This is a genomic window from Oceanisphaera sp. IT1-181, from assembly GCF_033807535.1.
Taxonomy (GTDB): Bacteria; Pseudomonadota; Gammaproteobacteria; order Enterobacterales; family Aeromonadaceae; genus Oceanimonas.
The window spans coordinates 936,103-954,519 of the sequence record NZ_CP136856.1 but is presented as its reverse complement, the minus strand read 5'-3'; the positions used below and the strand labels follow the sequence as shown (position 1 = coordinate 954,519).

At 50.0% G+C, this 18,417-nt stretch carries 14 protein-coding genes, 12 tRNA genes and 1 pseudogene; 3 read left to right on the top strand and 24 right to left on the bottom strand.

Features of this window, described 5'->3' with window-relative positions; translation table 11 throughout:
- Positions 1-219: 219 nt before the first annotated feature.
- The 4 genes from phoU to R0134_RS04430 are packed head-to-tail and all read right to left on the bottom strand — an operon-like array spanning position 220 to position 5,735.
- Entirely contained in the window at positions 220-924 is a 705-nt protein-coding gene (phoU, locus tag R0134_RS04445) for a phosphate signaling complex protein PhoU (protein WP_087034769.1), read from the bottom strand.
- Positions 925-935: 11 nt separating this feature from the next.
- Positions 936-1,772: a phosphate ABC transporter ATP-binding protein PstB gene (pstB, locus tag R0134_RS04440; protein WP_413641423.1), complete on the bottom strand. Its 837-nt coding sequence runs from the start codon at positions 1,770-1,772 to the stop codon at positions 936-938.
- 52 nt (positions 1,773-1,824) lie between these two features.
- Complete coding sequence (gene pstA, locus R0134_RS04435) at positions 1,825-3,474, bottom strand: phosphate ABC transporter permease PstA (RefSeq protein WP_319783637.1); 1,650 nt, start codon at positions 3,472-3,474, stop codon at positions 1,825-1,827.
- Between the two features lie 11 nt (positions 3,475-3,485).
- A complete protein-coding gene (locus tag R0134_RS04430) occupies positions 3,486-5,735 on the bottom strand; it encodes an ABC transporter permease subunit (RefSeq protein ID WP_319783636.1) in 2,250 nt (749 codons plus the stop codon).
- A 223-nt stretch (positions 5,736-5,958) separates the two neighbouring features.
- Between R0134_RS04430 and R0134_RS04425 the strand changes: the two genes are divergently transcribed.
- Positions 5,959-6,510: a glycine cleavage system protein R gene (locus tag R0134_RS04425; RefSeq protein WP_319783635.1), complete on the top strand. Its 552-nt coding sequence runs from the start codon at positions 5,959-5,961 to the stop codon at positions 6,508-6,510.
- An 87-nt stretch (positions 6,511-6,597) separates the two neighbouring features.
- Here R0134_RS04425 and tadA read toward each other — a convergent pair whose 3' ends face one another.
- Complete coding sequence (gene tadA / locus R0134_RS04420; protein WP_319783634.1) at positions 6,598-7,101, bottom strand: tRNA adenosine(34) deaminase TadA; 504 nt, start codon at positions 7,099-7,101, stop codon at positions 6,598-6,600.
- Positions 7,102-7,422: 321 nt separating this feature from the next.
- Between tadA and R0134_RS04415 the strand changes: the two genes are divergently transcribed.
- Positions 7,423-7,499, top strand: a tRNA-Pro gene (locus tag R0134_RS04415).
- 126 nt (positions 7,500-7,625) lie between these two features.
- Here the strand turns inward: R0134_RS04415 and R0134_RS04410 are convergent.
- The 6 genes and pseudogenes from R0134_RS04410 to R0134_RS04385 all read right to left on the bottom strand — a co-directional run bounded on the left by R0134_RS04410 (position 7,626) and on the right by R0134_RS04385 (position 13,470).
- Positions 7,626-8,649: pseudogene (locus tag R0134_RS04410) on the bottom strand (IS630 family transposase).
- A gap of 146 nt (positions 8,650-8,795) precedes the next feature.
- On the bottom strand, positions 8,796-9,257 hold the full coding sequence (locus R0134_RS04405) for a GNAT family N-acetyltransferase (RefSeq protein WP_319783632.1): 462 nt from the start codon (positions 9,255-9,257) through the stop codon (positions 8,796-8,798).
- Between the two features lie 356 nt (positions 9,258-9,613).
- Entirely contained in the window at positions 9,614-10,582 is a 969-nt protein-coding gene (locus R0134_RS04400) for a phosphate ABC transporter substrate-binding protein PstS family protein (RefSeq protein ID WP_319783631.1), read from the bottom strand.
- A 188-nt stretch (positions 10,583-10,770) separates the two neighbouring features.
- Positions 10,771-12,084 carry a phosphate regulon sensor histidine kinase PhoR gene (gene phoR, locus R0134_RS04395; protein WP_319783630.1) on the bottom strand — a complete coding sequence of 438 codons (1,314 nt, stop codon included), beginning with the start codon at positions 12,082-12,084 and terminating at the stop codon, positions 10,771-10,773.
- 6 nt (positions 12,085-12,090) lie between these two features.
- A complete protein-coding gene (phoB, locus tag R0134_RS04390) occupies positions 12,091-12,780 on the bottom strand; it encodes a phosphate regulon transcriptional regulator PhoB (protein ID WP_319783629.1) in 690 nt (229 codons plus the stop codon).
- Between the two features lie 222 nt (positions 12,781-13,002).
- Entirely contained in the window at positions 13,003-13,470 is a 468-nt protein-coding gene (locus R0134_RS04385) for a GNAT family N-acetyltransferase (protein WP_319783628.1), read from the bottom strand.
- 214 nt (positions 13,471-13,684) lie between these two features.
- Between R0134_RS04385 and rdgC the strand changes: the two genes are divergently transcribed.
- On the top strand, positions 13,685-14,593 hold the full coding sequence (gene rdgC / locus R0134_RS04380) for a recombination-associated protein RdgC (protein ID WP_319783627.1): 909 nt from the start codon (positions 13,685-13,687) through the stop codon (positions 14,591-14,593).
- A 321-nt stretch (positions 14,594-14,914) separates the two neighbouring features.
- On the opposite strand, the gene nadA is transcribed toward rdgC, so the two are convergent.
- The 13 genes from nadA to ybgF all read right to left on the bottom strand — a co-directional run bounded on the left by nadA (position 14,915) and on the right by ybgF (position 18,407).
- The gene (gene nadA / locus R0134_RS04375) at positions 14,915-15,976 is read right to left on the bottom strand and encodes a quinolinate synthase NadA (RefSeq protein WP_319783626.1); all 1,062 of its coding nucleotides are present in this window, start codon (positions 15,974-15,976) and stop codon (positions 14,915-14,917) included.
- A 228-nt stretch (positions 15,977-16,204) separates the two neighbouring features.
- A tRNA-Lys gene (locus R0134_RS04370) sits at positions 16,205-16,280 on the bottom strand.
- Positions 16,281-16,320: 40 nt separating this feature from the next.
- Positions 16,321-16,396: transfer RNA gene (locus R0134_RS04365), tRNA-Val, on the bottom strand.
- A gap of 52 nt (positions 16,397-16,448) precedes the next feature.
- Positions 16,449-16,524, bottom strand: a tRNA-Val gene (locus tag R0134_RS04360).
- Between the two features lie 18 nt (positions 16,525-16,542).
- Positions 16,543-16,618: transfer RNA gene (locus tag R0134_RS04355), tRNA-Lys, on the bottom strand.
- A gap of 49 nt (positions 16,619-16,667) precedes the next feature.
- Positions 16,668-16,743: transfer RNA gene (locus R0134_RS04350), tRNA-Val, on the bottom strand.
- A 37-nt stretch (positions 16,744-16,780) separates the two neighbouring features.
- Positions 16,781-16,856 (bottom strand) — tRNA-Lys (locus tag R0134_RS04345).
- Between the two features lie 25 nt (positions 16,857-16,881).
- Positions 16,882-16,957, bottom strand: a tRNA-Val gene (locus R0134_RS04340).
- A gap of 25 nt (positions 16,958-16,982) precedes the next feature.
- Positions 16,983-17,058 (bottom strand) — tRNA-Lys (locus R0134_RS04335).
- Positions 17,059-17,083: 25 nt separating this feature from the next.
- Positions 17,084-17,159, bottom strand: a tRNA-Val gene (locus R0134_RS04330).
- 72 nt (positions 17,160-17,231) lie between these two features.
- Positions 17,232-17,307 (bottom strand) — tRNA-Val (locus tag R0134_RS04325).
- A gap of 25 nt (positions 17,308-17,332) precedes the next feature.
- Positions 17,333-17,408: transfer RNA gene (locus R0134_RS04320), tRNA-Lys, on the bottom strand.
- Positions 17,409-17,594: 186 nt separating this feature from the next.
- Positions 17,595-18,407, bottom strand: coding sequence for a tol-pal system protein YbgF (gene ybgF, locus R0134_RS04315; protein ID WP_319783625.1), 813 nt, complete (start codon positions 18,405-18,407; stop codon positions 17,595-17,597).
- Positions 18,408-18,417 lie beyond the last annotated feature (10 nt).

Below are 18,417 nucleotides of genomic sequence, written 5' to 3'. Positions count from 1 at the left end.
TGCCAATTGTGCATAAATATTCACTATGTGAATTAAAACACTTAAAATTCAAATAGATAGCAGCTTAAAAAATAAAAAACAATTTGACTATAAACTCAGCATTTTCTTCCCTGCAGCGATAAATTTCGCTTTTATTGCGAAAAATACACCCAGTAATGTCAGGGCTACTGGCCACATAAATCACGCAGGCTGGCGTTAACTTACGAGCGCGCTTAGTTTTTAGTCTAATAAATTGTAAATATCTTCGTCACTGCGGTGGCGCACATCTTTGCCTTTCACAAAATAAATGATGTATTCACACAGGTGCTGCACGCGGTCCCCTACCCGCTCTAGCGAGCGTACACACCAAAGTACTTTAAGCACCTGCGGGATCGATCGCGGATCCTCCATCATAAATGTCATCAGCTCACGTACTATAGACTCATAATCACGATTCAGCTGACTATCTTGTTTGTGCACTGCAATAGCGGCCGTTAAGTCCATACGCGCAAACGCATCCAAGCCTTGATGCAGCATGCTCACCGCGCGCCGTCCCATATTTTCAATCGACACCAAAGGCGGCTGTGGTTGATCGGCATTATCGATAACCATACGGCTAATGCGCTTAGCAGCATCGCCGATCCGCTCTAAATCAGTAATGGTTTTTAGCACCACCAATACCAGTCGTAAATCCGACGCTGCGGGCTGGCGTTTAGCGATAATACGGGTGCAGTCTTCAGCTATCTCCACTTCTAGTGCGTTAACCTCTTGGTCTCTGGCGACAGTTTGGCGTGCCAGATCGAGATCTTGCTTGTGCATCGCAGTAATAGCATCGCTGAGCTGTTGCTCGACCAAGCCGCCCATCACCAGCACCTGATTGCGTACCTCTTCGAGCTCCGCATTAAACTGGCCAGAAATATGTTTATTGAGTTTTTGCTGATTCATCTGCTGGTTCCTTAACCGTAGCGACCGGTAATGTAGTCTTCGGTCTTCTTTTTAGTCGGCGTGGTAAATAAGGTATTGGTGTCTGTGTATTCAATCAGCTCACCCATATACATAAACGCCGTGTTGTCAGACACCCGCGCCGCTTGTTGCATATTGTGGGTGACGATGACCACCGTAAACTGATCTTTTAAGGTGTGGATCAATTCTTCAATCACCAAGGTCGAAATCGGATCCAAGGCCGAGGTAGGCTCATCGAGCAATAACACTTCAGGCTCTATGGCAATGGCGCGCGCTATCACCAAACGCTGTTGCTGACCGCCAGACAGGCCAAAGGCATTTTCATGCAATCTGTCTTTAGCCTCATCCCACAATGCCGCACCGCGCAGCGATCGCTCCACCGCATCATCCAGTCGGCGGCGGTCGTTGATCCCTTGCAGGCGCAAACCGTACACCACATTTTCATAAATGGTCTTCGGGAAAGGGTTGGGCCGCTGAAACACCATGCCCACCCGACGGCGCAAAGCCGCCACATCCACACTTTTGTGGTAGATATTTTGCTCGTGTAACAGGATCTCGCCTTCTATGCGGCAATGATCTACTAAATCGTTCATGCGATTAATACACCGCAGCAAGGTTGACTTACCACAGCCCGAAGGCCCGATAAATGCCGTTACCTGACCTTTGGCAATGTTCATATTGACGTCAAATAACGCCTGCTTCCCACCATAGAATAAATTCAGGTTACGTATTTCCAATGCTTTTTGCTCCGCACTCATGCGCTGCGGCTCTAGCGTGACATTCTGCTCTTGGCTCATGTGCTGATTGTTAGGCATGGCGATGTTCATCATATTATTACCTCAAACTGGGGTCTCTGGCGCAAGCAAATCACAGGCGCACCGCTTATTGATCGAGAGAGCGGAATTTTTCCCGCAGGTGATTACGGATGCCAATTGCCGTCAAGTTCAGCCCCACTATTACCGTGACCAGCAAGAAAGAAGTGGCGTAAACCAAGGGGCGTGCCGCCTCTACGTTCGGGCTTTGAAAACCCACGTCGTAGATGTGAAAGCCCAAGTGCATGAATTTTCGCTCTACATGTAGAAAAGGAAAGTTACCGTCTACCGGCAAGTTGGGCGCCAGCTTTACCACACCCACTAGCATCAAGGGTGCGACCTCTCCCGCCGCGCGGGCAATGGCCAAAATAAGCCCGGTCATAATGGCAGGACTCGCCATGGGGATAACGATGCGCCATAAGGTTTCCGCTTTGGTAGCGCCCAAGGCCAGTGACCCTTGGCGTACAGAGCTGGGTATGCGCGACAAGCCCTCTTCGGTGGAGACGATAACCACCGGCAAGGTTAAAATCGCCAGCGTTAACGCGGACCACAACACCCCAGGCGAGCCAAAGGTCGGCGTGGGTAAGGATTCCGGATAAAATAGCTGATCCAGCGAGCCGCCGACCATATACACGAAGAAGCCCAAACCAAACACGCCATACACGATGGACGGCACCCCGGCTAAGTTGATCACGGCGATGCGGATCATTTTGGTCAGGTTATTTTTGCCCGCATATTCGTGCAGATAAATCGCCGCCACCACACCCAGCGGCGTGACGATAATGGCCATCAAGATCACCATAAATACGGTGCCAAAGATGGCTGGAAACACGCCGCCTTCGGTGTTGGCTTCACGGGGTTCACCACTCACAAACTTACCTATTTGTGAAAACCAGTGTAGCGCTTTGGCCAGGGTTCCCATGTCATTGGGCCAAGTGGCATCCAATACGCTACCCAACGACAAGGTTACCGACTCGCCGCGCATATCACGCACCACAATATTATCGCGCTGCGACTCGGTGCGCAGTGCAAATAATTGCTTCTCTAACACCTGGTAATCGGCTCTAAGCTGCTGCTCCTGACTGCGAATATCCGCCAATGCACTCTCTGTGGCCGTTCCTTCAAGCTCTAAGCGGCGCTGCTTTAGGCGTAGCTGCTCAAGCTGATAACTAATACTGCCAATGTCGCCTCTTTGTAGTGACTTCATCTCACGGTTAAGATTCTGCACCCGTTCGAGTCTGTCACGCAACTGCTCACGCAAGTCGCCACTTACCGCATTGTCACCTTGGCGCACCTGCTCCAGATAACCGTAAAAATTGCCGTTATTAGAGCGCTCTAACACCACTAAATCAGTCGGCTGCGCCCGAGACGCAATGTTGGTTTCCAGTAACCAGCGAAAATCGAGCGGTACAAACTCTCGGTTACCGGTTTTAATTAAAAAACGCGTTAAAGTCTCAGCCGTCACCCCTTCCATGGCCAGACCGGCGCCACGCAGCTGCGCCAGTGACACTTGCTCGCGATCATGAATTTCACCAATCACCGTATACTGCTCGCCCGCCGGCGTACTCACCTGCCACTCATAGATACTGTGCGGCCAGAAAAAGGTCAGCCCGCGCCAGCCAATCAGCAGTAATAAACCCAATACCGCCACCAAACTGACGCTCACGGCACCGCCGGTCATCCAGATCCAAGGCGCGCCCGATTTAAACCATTTATTCATGTGGTCCGCCCCTACATTGAACTGTATTTGTCACGCAGTCGCTGGCGAACAAACTCAGCAACCGTGTTAAACATGAAAGTGAAAATAAACAGCACAAACGCGGCCAAGAACAACACTCGATAATGTGAGCTGTTGACTTCCGCCTCTGGCATTTCCACCGCTATATTGGCCGCCAAGGTGCGCATGCCGCTAAAGATACTGAGATCCATCACCGGCGTATTGCCGGTGGCCATCAGCACTATCATGGTTTCGCCTACCGCTCGGCCTAAGCCCATCATCACGGCGGAGAAAATACCCGGACTGGCGGTCAGCATGACCACACGGGTCAGGGTTTGCCAGGTAGTAGCACCCAGCGCCAGTGAGCCGTTAGTTAAATGCCGGGGTACCGAAAACACCGCATCTTCGGCAATGGAGAAGATGGTGGGAATAACCGCAAAGCCCATGGCAATACCCACCACCAGAGAGTTGCGTTGATCAAAGCCAATGCCCAGTTCGTTGGTCAAAAAGCCGCGGGCGTCACCGCCAAACAACACGTCTTCTACCCAAGGGCTTAAAGCAAAAGAGCTCCAGCCAACCAAGATCACCAGCGGCAGCAAGATAATGCATTGCCAACCTTCCGGCACCCAATTGCGCAAAGACTTAGGCAGGTGATGCCAAGCAAAGGCCATTACCAAAATCGACACCGGTAGCATCACCAGCAATATCACCATGCCCGGCAAATGACCTTCAATTAAGGGTGCCAGCCAAAGTCCTGCCAAAAAGCCCAGAATCACCGTTGGCAGGGCCTCCATGATCTCCACCGTAGGCTTAACCACTTTGCGCAGGCCCGACGACATAAAGTAAGCGGTGTACACCGCACCGGCAATGGCAATAGGGATGGCAAACAACAGGGCATAAAATGCCGCTTTCAGGGTACCAAACGAGATAGGCACCAAGCTCAACTTAGACTCAAAGTCACTGCTGCCCGACGTGGACTGCCACACATACTGAGGCTCGGGGTAGCCTTCGTACCACACCTTGGTCCAGAGCGCGCGCCAGGTGACTTCGGGGTGTTCATTTTCCACATAAAAGGTGGAAACAGTATCGCCGCTTTGCATCAACAACATGGAGTTGCGCGGCGACATGGCCAGCGCCGACACCGGCGACTCAGCTAAGGGAGCAGAAAACAGTCGCGAGCCACCGGTAGTGTGGAAAATATCTAAGCTGCCCGTGCTGGACGTGGTAATAAATCCTTTACGATTTATCTCAGAAGTAATTTGGGTCACTGCGCCTTGGGTGGCAAAGTCGCGAATAAAGATAAACTCACGCTTGCCGTCACGCGCCACTTCAAACCACTGAGATATTTTACCGTTATCGTTGGCCACCAAAATCGAGTTACCACCTGACAATAGGCTTAAGGTCGTAATATTGGCACCTTTGGCATTCATGGTGAGCACGTTGCGCAGCGCCACTTTATTGATGTTGCGCACATCAAACACATACACTTCGTTTTTGCTGCGCGCAAACAAGAAGCGCAGATTCGGCGTCAGCAATAACTGATCCACGTCACTGGGCAAGCCTGGAATCTCGACTTGAGTCGAGCTGAGCTCCACTTCACCGGTCATAAAGTTTTCTTTGCCGGCAAAACGCGTCAGCACGCCACGACCTGACTCAGTAATACCGGCCACCAGCAAGTCTTGACCTTGGCTGGTCACGCTAAGCTGAGTAAGGCTCTGCCCTGCCTCGTCCACCACTAAGGGCTGCTCGCCAAACGGAAAGGTCACTTGTGGGTCAATGGTGCGAATATTATCCGGATAACTGACGTTAAACTTAGGCGTCAGCACCATAATGGTGCCGTCAATCAGGCCATAGGCCACCATATTATGACTAATGCTGCGGGCGACACTGGTCACCTCGCGGTCGATATTCAGGCTATGAACGCGCTTACCCTGTTGTGGCAAAGAATAAAAATCGACGTCACCTTGATCGTTAAAGCGATACACCAACTCATTTTGCTCTTCTACCCCCAGCAACACCGTCTCGCCCAATTCTCGACTAGTGCCGGCGCTGCGTTCCTGCAAGCTGAATTCAGCACCCGGCTCCACCCGCGCACTATCAAAAATGGGTTTAACCACATAGAGCAGATATAAGAAAATCAATAATAAAGTCACCAGCACCAAAATGCCGCCGGTGGTCACGCCGATTTGCGCTATGCGGTCTTTCAACCAGCGCTTGCGACTGCCCGACAAAGCAAGGGCTTGGGCTTGAGTTTGGGTTGACATGGGTCCACCTCGATAAATATCCAGTGGTGTTTATTGTAGGGGCAAGATATGACAACTATGTGACAGTAATCGGAGAAGAAGCGACAGTCGCCCCTGAAGTGATAGCGGCCAGTCACTAACTGGCACCTATAGGAGAAAAGAATGTGGGGTGTGAGGGATTTATTCGTTTTTGGTCAGACACGACTATCTTGAACATATCTATCTTTTTTGCTTGGAAGCTATCATGCAGACGCTCATCGTTACCCTTCTTGGTTCAATTGATGCAGAGAAAATCGATGCCGATGATAAAGTAGGCCCAGATAACGTCGCGTTGCTTGCTCAGGTCGCCACCCTTATCAAACAGCATCAAGGCAGTTGGCAAGCCAGTCATCTGACCGAGCTGGCCGGACACATTGCGGGCCTGTTAGAGATCCAAGTCCCAATTATTCACAGTGCGCCACTCAGCCAAGCGCTACAACAATTACCCGACCTGAAAATACAAGTATTAACCGCCCGAGGGGCAACGCCCATGGGCCAAGCGGCACACCTCACGGTGACGGCCATTGAGCGCCCCGGCATCATGGCCGAGCTGTTCGAGGTGCTAGCACCGCTCAATGTCCGCATTAAATCACTGCACACCGCCAGCTATGCGGCGCCCACGACCGACACCCAGGTTTTTGAAGCTAACTTTATGATCAACTTGCCGTATGGCCAATTGCTGCACGACCTACTGCAGCAGCTGCAAGCCTTAGGTGAGGACCTAGTGGTGAGTCTTGATCTGATCGCCACGCTATAAAAGATTCAAATAGCAGGATTCAGAGCAAGCTTAACTGCAGGCTTACTCTACCTTACTCGCTACGCGCTAACTCTTATTTGCCACCAGCTAGCTCTCATTCGCCCGCGCTAAAAGCCGCGCCGCTTTGTGCTCGGCGCGTCGGCGCTTAAAAAAAGCACTCAATTGGCTGGCACAGTCTTGCTCTAACACACCCGACTGCCAGCTGACCCTGTGGTTTAAGCCTGGCGTGGCCAGTAGCTGTAAGTTCGAGTCCACAGCACCGGTTTTGGCGTCCGCCGCGCCGTACACTAATCGTGCAATACGACTGTGCACCATGGCACCGCTGCACATCATGCACGGTTCAAGCGTCACATATAAAGTGCAGTCCAACAGTCGATAATTACCTAAGGCCAGCCCCGCTTGGCGCAGCGCCATGATCTCCGCATGGGCTGTGGCATCATGGCTACCAATGGATTGGTTCCAGCCCTCGGCGATGCATTGCCCTTGGTAGACCACCAAGGCGCCCACCGGCACCTCGTCTTGCGCCTCTGCTTTTTCCGCCAAGCGCATGGCTTGGCGCATCCAATATTGGTCTTGTTCGTGTTGGTTCATCGGTAGCTCTTTTAGGTTCATCAGCACTTTATTTCAGTTTGTTTAGCAAGACGTCGCTCTTTATTAAGACAATCGTCCCCGCTGGCCGCCCAGTATGACAAAATAGTGCGCTGCAGAAAATAGTGAGCAGCAAACACCATCATAGGGCTAAAGCACGGCCGCTTGATGAAGCCGATACTGGCTTTGTGAGCGTAAAAAAGCGAAGCCTGCAGCTAACATGCACGAAAAAGGTCCATAACGGATAAGAAAGCAGCAAACGAACGTGAAATAACAAAAGGAGCTTGCGCCCTTTTACACGGGCTTATATAGTGACCACCGATTCGGCGTGTAGCGCAGCTTGGTAGCGCACTAGCATGGGGTGTTAGGGGTCGGAGGTTCGAATCCTCTCACGCCGACCAAATCAAATAAAAAACCCACCTTCTGGTGGGTTTTTTATTGCCTGCTTTTCAGAGCTGTCGTGAGATCTAGCCTATTTTGGCCCCATAAATGGCTAACAGCTAAGTATCTAATACCAATCACACTAATTAACTAGTCAGTTTAGTCCAATCTCTAAAGCAGAGTGAAATGACCCTGTTTTTATCTTCGCGAAACCGATTCCAAGCACCACATAGTTTATCCACGATATCTTCATAACCCTCAAAACATCGATTGGCAATTTCATTCTGTCGCAACCAGCTCCAAACTTGTTCTATTGAATTTAACTCCGGTGAGTAAGGTGGGAGATGGATTATGGTGAGATTATCAAATTCATCAGCAAGATAGGATTGATGCCAACTCGCTTAATCCATAATGACAACTGAATGCTGTCCAAAGGGGGTTGCCTCAGAGATTAATTCGAGGTGCTTTTTCATCACCTCCATGTTGCTCACCGGAGCAATAATTGCCTCTGATTCACCGGTGCTGACACATACTGCCCCAAACAAATATGCATATTCGAACTGTTGCTGTTGTACCGCACGGGGACGACTTCCCTTTTCTGCCCAAATCCGTGTAGTTGTATTTTGCTGACCAAACCTAGCCTCGTCTTGGAACCAGATTTTAACGTTTTTTAAGCAGACATGACCGGGGATCTTAAGGATCGTGTCGTTGAGAAATTTTTTTAAAAGCTTCTTGCGCTTTTAGGGAGTGCTTGGGATGCTTAGAACGGGTCGTAATCCACACTAAATCTAGTTTTCTCAATAACTTATATACACCTGACAAACTGTAAGATTGGTCAAACTCCTCTTTGATATATTCAATAATATCTGCGCCCTGGAGCCTACCTCCTGTTGGCTTAATTGCATTAGAAGCGATATACCGTTTCAACTGTAATAACTGCTTTTCAGTCAATTGTGAGGGCCTGCCTGTATGTTGCTTCTCAGCTAATCCCTCTATCCCAAAGTTTAGATAGGACTTAACCCAGTTGTTAACGCTGTTCCGACTCACTTTCAAGAATTCAGCGATTTGCGTGCGATTTTTTCCATCTACGAAATGAGAGATAGCAAGTAGTCTCAGGCGCATTCTTGCGTCAGATGTTTCGCGCATTAATTTGGGGAAATCAGGGGTCATATAAGCTCCTATCTGAGCATATATTAGATCATAAAATTAGTGCGTTTGGTATAACACACCTAAAGCAGCACCTAAAACAAAAACGCGACCGATATGCGGTCGCGTTTTTGTTGAAGTAAATACTCAGAAATTCTGCAAAACCAAGCTTATAGCTTACTCTCCATCAGCAATACCGGCACTCGGTCGCCTTTGCGCTCCAACTCTCTTTGCTCGACAAAGCTAAAGCCCATGCGCTCAAAAAAAGGCCGAGCCGTAATGCTGGCTTCACAATAAAGCTGTTGCAAACCGCGGGCGCCGGCTTCGGCTTTAAGGCGCTGCATTAAGGCGCGCCCCACACCCAGACCTTGATGCGCATGATGCACGTAAAATAAATCAATACGCCCATCTTCGGCCAACTCGGCAAAGCCGAGTAGCTCTCGCCCTTCGGTCGCCACTATGGGATGAGTGCGAATAAAGCGACTCACCCAATGGGGCGCATCATATTCATCGGGCGCCCACACCACGAGTTCATCTTGGCTGTAATCCGCCTGATTAATGCGGTGCACGGTATCGTGGAGCAAGCGCCAAATGCTACCGGCCTCACCACTGCGGATTTTTCTGATTTCCATGTCGACTCCTGCCGCTACCTTGTGCGCCTAAACGGGCTCTCTATATAGCCACATTTGTCGCTAATAAAAAAGGTATCGCAGGGTCATTCTGCACTATTTATTGCCTATATCGCCGACTTTCCTTTGATTTAGCGCCTCTTAGTTACATATCACCATCACAAGTAACATAAGTTGCGACATAAACGGCAACCCAAAATGCAAGGCAAAGCAGACGACTAAAAATCATATCGCTAAAAAGCAAAAAACCCCGAGGGTAAGCTCGGGGAAAAATCAAATAACAGTGGATGCTCTAACAGTTACAGCTCAGCCTAATGTGATTTAGATACTGACATCTGGCGGCTAAAAATTACTGTCTTTTATAAACCTAACTTCTTCAAGTCTGCTTCAATTACGCTCGCTGGCACCGGCACATAACCGTCTTTATTGACGATTTCTTGCCCTTGCTTAGATAACATCAGCTTCACGAATTCGGCTTCCATTGGCCCTAACGGCTCGTTAGGGTGCTTGTTCACGTAAACATATAAAAAGCGCGACAAGGGATAATCGCCACTGGTGGCATTATCGGCATTGGCTGCCACATAATCTTTAGAGCCGGCTGCCGCCAACGGGACCGACCGCACACTTGAGGTGCTGTAACCTAAGCCCGAGTAGCCAATCGCATTCAAAGACGAAGAAACCGATTGCACTACCGAGGCCGAGCCTGGCTGCTCATTCACGTTATTTTTAAAGTCACCTTTACAGAGCGCTTCATCTTTAAAGTAGCCATAAGTACCGGATACTGAGTTACGACCATAGAGCTGAATATCACGAGCAGCCCAGTCGCCACTTAACCCAGTTTGTCCCCACTGAGTAATGGGCTCAGCGCTACCACAGCTTAAGGTGCTGGAGAAAATAGCGTCGACCTGATCGATGCTTAAGCCTTCGATAGGGTTGTCTTTATGCACGAATACCGCCAAGGCATCAATCGCCACGCGCACTGCGGTCGGCTTATAGCCATAACGCTTTTCAAAGGCTTCTACTTCATTGCTTTTCATGCCGCGGCTCATAGGGCCAAATTGAGCCGTGCCTTCGGTGAGGGCAGCCGGTGCAGTAGAGGAACCCGCGGCTTGAATTTGAATATTCACGTTCGGATAATGACGAGTGAACGCCTCTCCCCACAGCGTGGCCATATTAGCCAGAGTGTCGGAGCCAACCGAGGATAGGTTACCGGAAATACCACTTACTTTTTCATAATCCGCTAAGTTGCTATCTACGGCAGCCAGTACATTCGCTGATGCCAGAGCGGCCGTTAAACCAAGAGCTGTCACTAGAGTATTCAGTTTCATGCTTATCTCCGTTTGGGTTCGATTCCTTTAGACGTCGCCAGTATTGCCTTTCTATGTGACAGAGAGATGAAATAGCGATGACCAAGCTGTGACAAATACGATGAAGAACAAAGAAAGCGGGAAGCTATAAATTAGAAGCCCGAAGTTAAAATCCACGGCACACCCTGTAGACGCGGTCTTTCCCGCTTCTAACTCTCAGCTTTAAGCTTTTTTTCAAGTACGCGGTGCTCGGGCAAGGTAAAACTAAAGCAGCTGCCTTTGCCTAACTGGCTGCTGATCTCTAATCGTGAGTCATGGTGGGCCAGTGCATGCTTCACTATGGCCAAGCCCAACCCTGAGCCACCCGTATGGCGACTGCGCGCCTTATCAACCCGATAAAAGCGCTCTGTGAGTCGATTAAGATGTTCAAACGCTATTCCCTCACCTGAGTCTGTGACCGAAAAGCGCGCTTGCTGCCCTTCGCGGCGCCATTCCACCACAATACGCGTGTTGGCAGAAGTATGGCGAATGGCGTTATACACCAAGTTAGAAACAGTGCTGCGCAGTTGCTCCTGATCACCCAACACCAAAAGTTGCTCATCAACCTCAAAACACAGTTCATGGCCTTTTTCGCCACTGAGCGCCTGCGCTTCCAGTTTTAGCATCGCCAATATGGCCGGCAGATCCACCACTTGGTCACTGGCCACCGAGTTTGAAGCCTCAATACGATTCAGGGTCATCAATTGCTTAACCAGCGCTTCCATACGCAAAGTTTGATCCAGCATCACCAAGCGCGTTTTTTGCCACATGGCGGGCTCTGGCGGCTCTTCTAATATTTCCATGTAGCCTTTTAGCACGGTTAAGGGAGTGCGCAACTCGTGGGAAACGTTAGCCACAAAGGTCTTGCGCACTTGCTCAAGGCTTCGCAAGCGCGTGACGTCTCGCACCACCAGCAACCATTGATCTTCCACATAGCTCATGATGCGAAACTCCAGCAGTGTTTGTTCACGCTGCGGTGAAGCCAGCTCTAATGGGTCTTGAAACTCGCCGCGCTCCAGGTAAGCAATAAACAGCGGAGTACGAATCAAGTTACCAATATGCTGGCCCGCATCATCGGGCCAACGAAAGCCTAATAGCTGCTGGGCCAACTTATTACACCAAATAATACCGCCATCTTGACCTATCACCACGGCCGCGTCTGGCAGCGCTTCGGCACCTTGGCGAAAACGGCGGATCAAACGTGCCAGCTCTCGTCGCCGCGCGCGTTGGCGCAGCTGCAAGCGATATAAACCATTAAAAATGGTCTCCCAACTGCCCTGTCCTTGCGGCGGGATCAAGCTGCGATCCCGCCATAACCAAATGGCAAGCTTGCGCTGAAACCGCGAGTGCCACAATAAATGCACGACGGTGGCGACCAATAGCCCGAGTGTGACCTCTCCTAATGCCAAACCCAGCAGCGCAAAACCGCCGTAATAAAGCAGCAGCCGCCACCACCAACCTGGGTTAGATGCTGATAATTGCATGTCAGTCTAAAGGCGTGTTGAAAAGCGGTAACCGGCACCGCGCACGGTTTGGATCATTTGATCGTGCCCCCCGAGCGATATCGCTTTACGTAAACGACGAATGTGCACATCCACGGTTCTGTCTTCCACATAGACATTGGTGCCCCATACATTATTCAGCAATTGCTCGCGGCTATATACGCGCTCGGGATGGGTCATAAAAAAGTGTAATAATCGAAACTCAGTAGGGCCTAGCTCCAGCGCTTGTTCATGGGCACTGACTCTGTGGGTCACTGGATCAAGCTTGAGGCCTTGCACCTCCACCACCTCATCTACCGCCATGGGTGTTACCCGGCGCAGCACCGCATTTAAGCGCGAAGTCAGCTCTTTTAAGGAAAAGGGTTTAGTAATGTAATCGTCGGCGCCCACATCTAGGCCTTTGATTTTATCTTCTTCTTCGGCGCGGGCGGTGAGCATGATCACCGGTATTTGACGAGTGAGCTCACTTTGCTTTAACTGTTTAATAAATTGAATACCGCTGCCACCGGGCAACATCCAATCCAGCAAAATCAGTTCGGGGTAAGGTTCTTTGAGTAGGTTAACCGCTTGCTGAAAGTCAGCAGCAGGCTCAGGGCTAAAACCTTTTTGTTCCAGCATTAAACACAACATGTCGCGAATGGCGGCTTCATCTTCTACTACCAGTATTTTCCGTGTCATCTTACTGTCCTTACGGGCCTTGACTCTGTATGACCATTATTAGCAGTAAGTGTGACAGTTTTATGAATTGATTACCTTTTATCAATGACTTGCCGATTAGGCATTAATGACAAAGCCACATGATTAGACGGGATCGATGAGCGGGATATGAATTAGCTAGCACCTTGGCGTGGCATATTTAGCTGCTGCACGGCTTATGTCTACACTACCTATGGGGCCCCACTAAGTATGTTGGCATAGTGAAAGGGATGCTCTGTCATCGGTGGCCTGTCGGTACTGCAAATACAGCTCTGGCTGGCCGCTGGCAACGTCTGTGCCCTCTTTAATCACGGTGAAGCCTTGGTTTAAATAAAAATTCACGGCTATGTCATTTTCACAATACAACTTTACTGACAGCTGAATGCGTTGTTGCTTAGCGAAGTCGAGCAGCGCTCGGCCTACGCCTTGTTGCTGGCAATCTGGGCGAACAAACAGCGCGGCCAAGTAATCATCGACCAAGGCCACAAACCCTTGTACTTCTTGTGCTCGCTCACACACCCAAATTTCGGCGGCAGGTAAATAGCGAGCACGCATGGCAGCTTGTTGCTGCCACCAAAAGGCGGCGGGAATAAAATCATGGGCTTGTAAGGAGGCGAGTAGCCAGACTTCTTGAATGGCTTCCTCATCAATAGCCTTGGCGGCGCGTATCATTAGCTGCTCTCCGGCGAGAATTTAAGTGTAGGTGCGTGTTTAGGTGCTTGTCTAGCTGAGTGTTTAGCTGAGTGTATAGAGCTTTAAGCAAGCCAATTGCCCTTTAATAAGGCACTGTGAGCCAGATCGGTAAGCCAAGCTTGATAATGACAGCCTGATCACAAAGCCAGTTTGCAGTACAATGCGTTTTTTGTGGCTCGCTATCGAGGATGCTATGTGGTTTAAGAACCTGCAGATTTATCGTTTTACCCGCCCGTTTGATGTGTCATTAGAAGATCTGGAAAAGCAGCTCGAAGCCCTACCCTTTACGCCTTGTGGCAGCCAAGAACAGTCTAAATTTGGTTGGGTTTCTCCATTAGGCAAACACGGCCAGGCCATGACTCACGTGGCCGGTGAGCAGATTTTGCTGTGTGCGAAAAAAGAAGACAAAATGCTACCCGGCTCGGTAATCAATGACATGGTGGCAGAAAAAGCAGAAGCCATTGAGCTTGAGCAAGGCCGCGCGCTGAAGAAAAAAGAAAAAGACGCGCTCAAAGAAGAGATCATTGTCGACCTGCTGCCCCGCGCCTTTAGCCGTTTTCAGCAAACCTTCGCGTGGATTAATCCGAAAGATGGCTTTATTGCTGTGGATGCCAGCTCTGCTAAGCGCGCCGAAGACTTATTAGCTTTATTGCGCAAGAGCATTGGTTCACTGCCAGTAGTGCCGCTGGCCATGACCACGCCGCCTGAGCTCACCCTCACCGAATGGCTTAAAGAAGGTGCCGCACCAGCTGGCTTTGCTTTAGAAGACGAAGTAGAGCTGCGCTCAGCGCTGGAGCACGGCGGTATTATTCGCGCCAAGCAACACGACTTGCTCAGCGAAGAAATCAAAGTGCATTTAGAGGCGGATAAACTGGTCACTAAGTTGGCGCTAAACTGGGCCGAAACCATCAGCTTTATTCTCTCTGATGACATGAGCGTAAAACGCTTAAAATTCTCTGAAGAGCTGCGCGAGCAAAACGACGACGTGACTAATGAAGACGTGGCCGCCCGCTTTGACGCGGACTTTGCCTTGGTGACCGGCGAGCTGTCCAATTTCATACCCGATCTTATCGAAGCCCTAGGCGGCGAAGAGAATCGGTAACACACAGCTTTAAGCCGTAAGCTTTACGCTGTAAGTTAAAGATAAATACCGTCTTTTCCTTATGCCGTCGTGCCGGGCTCGCCCCGGTATCTGCTCTTAGTCACTAACAACAAAGAGCGAGATCCTGACTTTCGTCAGGAAGACAGCATAAGGGCAGTGAGAAGAAAAAGACTAAAATAAAAACGGCACCGAGAGTAATCTCGGTGCCGTTTTTTTTGTGTAAAGAGAAAGCGTAATGTGTGAGGAGAAAAACGCCGAATTTGCAGGCGAAGTGTTTTATCTTTTACTCCTCACTATTCACGCTTCACCCTTCACTATCAGTTAAGCATTCCCCTGCACTTTCATTTTTAGCTCGGCGGCGAAGTTGAGCATCCGCTCCAGTGGGATCATGGCTTTAATACGCGTGGCTTCATCCACTTGTATCTCATGAGTAGCACCGCCGTCCCGTAGCGCGTCACGAATCGATTCTAAGCCGTTCATCGCCATCCACGGGCAACTAGCACAACTGCGGCACGTACCGCCGTTACCGCCGGTAGGAGCGGCCACCAACTCTTTGTCGGGGCAGGCTTGCTGCATCTTGTAAAAGATGCCCTGATCCGTGGCCACTATCAGTTTCTTGTTGGGCAACGTTTGTGCCGCTTTAATCAACTGACTGGTGGAGCCCACCGCATCGGCCAGCGCAATCACAGAAGCCGGTGACTCTGGGTGCACTAATACCGCCGCTTCTGGATATTGTGCTTTTAAGCCTTTTAGGGCCTTGGCGCGAAACTCATCGTGTACGATGCACGCCGCCTGCCAGCGCAGCATCTTGGTGCCGGTTTCTTTTTCGATATAAGCGCCTAAGTGGCGATCCGGCGCCCAAATGATCTTGTGACCTTCGCTATCCAAGTGCTCAACAATTTCCAATGCGATACTTGACGTCACTACCCAGTCGGCGCGCGCTTTTACTGCCGCCGAGGTATTGGCGTACACCACTACCGTATGGTCTGGGTGATTATCACAAAACTCGGTAAATTCATCCGCAGGGCAGCCTAAATCCAGCGAGCACTCGGCTTTAAGAGTGGGCATCAATACGGTTTTTTCTGGGCTGAGGATTTTTGAGGTCTCGCCCATAAAACGCACGCCCGCCACGATCAGCGTCTTGGCTTGATGTTCTTTACCAAAACGCGCCATTTCTAGCGAGTCAGACACGCAGCCACCGGTCTCTTCGGCCAGAGCTTGAATAATAGGGTCCGTATAGTAGTGCGCCACCAGCACCGCATTACGCGCAGTGAGCAGTCCTTTAATTTCCTCTGTCAGTTCCCGCTGCCGATCAACCGTCAGCACAGCCGGCTTGGCGGGAAATGGATAGTCAAATTCGTAGATATCAACAGCTTCAGTCATAACAGGTTCCCGTGTTCCATCCGGATTGCGTCAAGGGCTGGCATTATAACGCTACTGGGGGAGTAACCCAAATTTACGAGGCATAAAGGACAAGGCATACGATTTTATCCGGCTGTTAATCGAAAAAACAAAATAAAAAATCCGCAGTGCGGCTGTAGTACTTATCTAAAAAGGATAGTCAAAAAGGAATATTAAGAATGGGTAATGCAGGAAGGATAGTACTGAAGATGGTGGGGCATGCGGGATTCGAACCTGCGACCAATTGATTAAAAGTCAACTGCTCTACCAACTGAGCTAATGCCCCGATAAATCGGTTACTGCTGTTCAATTTTCTACTACAAATATGGTGGGTGATACTGGGCTCGAACCAGTGACCCCCTCCTTGTAAGGGAGGTGCTCTCCCAGCTGAGCTAATCACCCTGGGACTTACTTTTACTGCTTTACTATTTATTCAACTTTCTACTCAAAAGAGTGGTGGGCGCTACTGGGCTCGAACCAGTGACCCCCTCCTTGTAAGGGAGGTGCTCTCCCAGCTGAGCTAAGCGCCCTGGGATTTTTTCTAAATCTGGTGGGGCATGCGGGATTCGAACCTGCGACCAATTGATTAAAAGTCAACTGCTCTACCAACTGAGCTAATGCCCCGATAAATCGGTAGTACTAATAACTGCCATACGGCACTTATCATTAAAATTGGTGGGTGATACTGGGCTCGAACCAGTGACCCCCTCCTTGTAAGGGAGGTGCTCTCCCAGCTGAGCTAATCACCCTGGGACGTTCTTACTCTTTATTACTAAACACAAATTCTGGTGGGGCATGCGGGATTCGAACCTGCGACCAATTGATTAAAAGTCAACTGCTCTACCAACTGAGCTAATGCCCCGATAAATCGGTTACTGCTTTCAATTTGGTGGGTGATACTGGGCTCGAACCAGTGACCCCCTCCTTGTAAGGGAGGTGCTCTCCCAGCTGAGCTAATCACCCTGGGACGTACTTGCACTGCTTAATCTGGTGGGGCATGCGGGATTCGAACCTGCGACCAATTGATTAAAAGTCAACTGCTCTACCAACTGAGCTAATGCCCCGATAAATCGGTTACTGCTTTCAATTTGGTGGGTGATACTGGGCTCGAACCAGTGACCCCCTCCTTGTAAGGGAGGTGCTCTCCCAGCTGAGCTAATCACCCTGGGTTTCTGTTACCGTTTACCGCACTCACCGTTTACGGCACCTGCCAATAAACCATAACTTTATTTCAATTTGGTGGGTGATACTGGGCTCGAACCAGTGACCCCCTCCTTGTAAGGGAGGTGCTCTCCCAGCTGAGCTAATCACCCTGGGACGTACTTGCACTGCTTAATCTGGTGGGGCATGCGGGATTCGAACCTGCGACCAATTGATTAAAAGTCAACTGCTCTACCAACTGAGCTAATGCCCCAAACTTGCTCTTTACTTACGCGTTAAAAACGCTTTTTCTCGTCCGCAACTAGAGCTCTAAAGCTCCCCTGCCAACGGCGGCCTATAATACGGATTTTATTTTTCGGTGCAACAGCTAAATCGTCATTTAATGTTGTTTGCTTAAGGAGTGAGCACTATGAGTATTCAACAAATCTAATTGCTGCTTTTACAACCCATCTAACGCTTGTTGCGCCAAAGCCGCTGAACTGCTGCTGCCATATTCATTTAACACTTGCTCTAGGTACACACGCGCTTGAGGATTGTTATTTTGCTCTTTCGCGATCTGACCTAATTTTAATAACGACTCAGCACGCTTAGTGGATTGAGGATAGGCCTCGACCACCCGCGCAAATTGCGCTTTAGCTTGATCGAATCGCTTTTGCGTGTACAACAGCTGCCCCAGCCAGTAATGCGCATTAGGCACATAGCTAGACTCTGGGTATTGCGTGATAAAGCGTGCAAAGGCAGGAATAGCCGCCGCATAGTCTTTATCCTGCAATACCAAGTTCACCGCATTGTCGTAGGCCGCTTGTTCATTACCGTGGGCCGTAGTCGTGCTGGTGTTAGCTGTGCTGCTATTAGTGCTTGCAGCTGCATTACTTGCACTAGGTTCGGCTTTGTTACTGGCCGTCTTGGTGTCAGGCTCATTAGAAGCGGGCGCGGGTGGCGTGGCCGCCGCTTGAGGCTGTGCGATATCTTGCAACTGTAACAAAATATCTTTTTGCCGCTCGATAACCTGTTCAAGACGATAGCTTTGTTCTTCCAGTGTTCCTCGCAGCTCGCTAACTTCGCGCAGCAATGAGTTCAACTGATTTTGTTGGGTAATTTGTGATTGGCTACGGGCATTAAAACCGCGCTCTAACTCTGCCAATCTATCGTTTACCGAGCCGCTGCTACCCACACTGCCTACTGGCGCTTGCGCCAAGCAAGCGGTGGATAAAACAGCGGCCATTACTATGGCCGCTAATTTATAGGTCATAAGATCAATC

What these genes read in the sequence shown, in the direction of transcription:
- phoB (WP_319783629.1), bottom strand. Translation starts at nt 12,780, where the DNA reads ATGACACGGAAAATACTGGTAGTAGAAGATGAAGCCGCCATTCGCGAC.
- phoU (WP_087034769.1), bottom strand. Translation starts at nt 924, where the DNA reads ATGAATCAGCAAAAACTCAATAAACATATTTCTGGCCAGTTTAATGCG.
- ybgF (WP_319783625.1), bottom strand. Translation starts at nt 18,407, where the DNA reads ATGACCTATAAATTAGCGGCCATAGTAATGGCCGCTGTTTTATCCACC.
- R0134_RS04430 (WP_319783636.1), bottom strand. Translation starts at nt 5,735, where the DNA reads ATGTCAACCCAAACTCAAGCCCAAGCCCTTGCTTTGTCGGGCAGTCGC.
- pstA (WP_319783637.1), bottom strand. Translation starts at nt 3,474, where the DNA reads ATGAATAAATGGTTTAAATCGGGCGCGCCTTGGATCTGGATGACCGGC.
- R0134_RS04385 (WP_319783628.1), bottom strand. Translation starts at nt 13,470, where the DNA reads ATGATACGCGCCGCCAAGGCTATTGATGAGGAAGCCATTCAAGAAGTC.
- R0134_RS04400 (WP_319783631.1), bottom strand. Translation starts at nt 10,582, where the DNA reads ATGAAACTGAATACTCTAGTGACAGCTCTTGGTTTAACGGCCGCTCTG.
- R0134_RS04425 (WP_319783635.1), top strand. Translation starts at nt 5,959, where the DNA reads ATGCAGACGCTCATCGTTACCCTTCTTGGTTCAATTGATGCAGAGAAA.
- rdgC (WP_319783627.1), top strand. Translation starts at nt 13,685, where the DNA reads ATGTGGTTTAAGAACCTGCAGATTTATCGTTTTACCCGCCCGTTTGAT.
- tadA (WP_319783634.1), bottom strand. Translation starts at nt 7,101, where the DNA reads ATGAACCAACACGAACAAGACCAATATTGGATGCGCCAAGCCATGCGC.
- nadA (WP_319783626.1), bottom strand. Translation starts at nt 15,976, where the DNA reads ATGACTGAAGCTGTTGATATCTACGAATTTGACTATCCATTTCCCGCC.
- pstB (WP_413641423.1), bottom strand. Translation starts at nt 1,772, where the DNA reads ATGATGAACATCGCCATGCCTAACAATCAGCACATGAGCCAAGAGCAG.
- R0134_RS04405 (WP_319783632.1), bottom strand. Translation starts at nt 9,257, where the DNA reads ATGGAAATCAGAAAAATCCGCAGTGGTGAGGCCGGTAGCATTTGGCGC.
- phoR (WP_319783630.1), bottom strand. Translation starts at nt 12,084, where the DNA reads ATGCAATTATCAGCATCTAACCCAGGTTGGTGGTGGCGGCTGCTGCTT.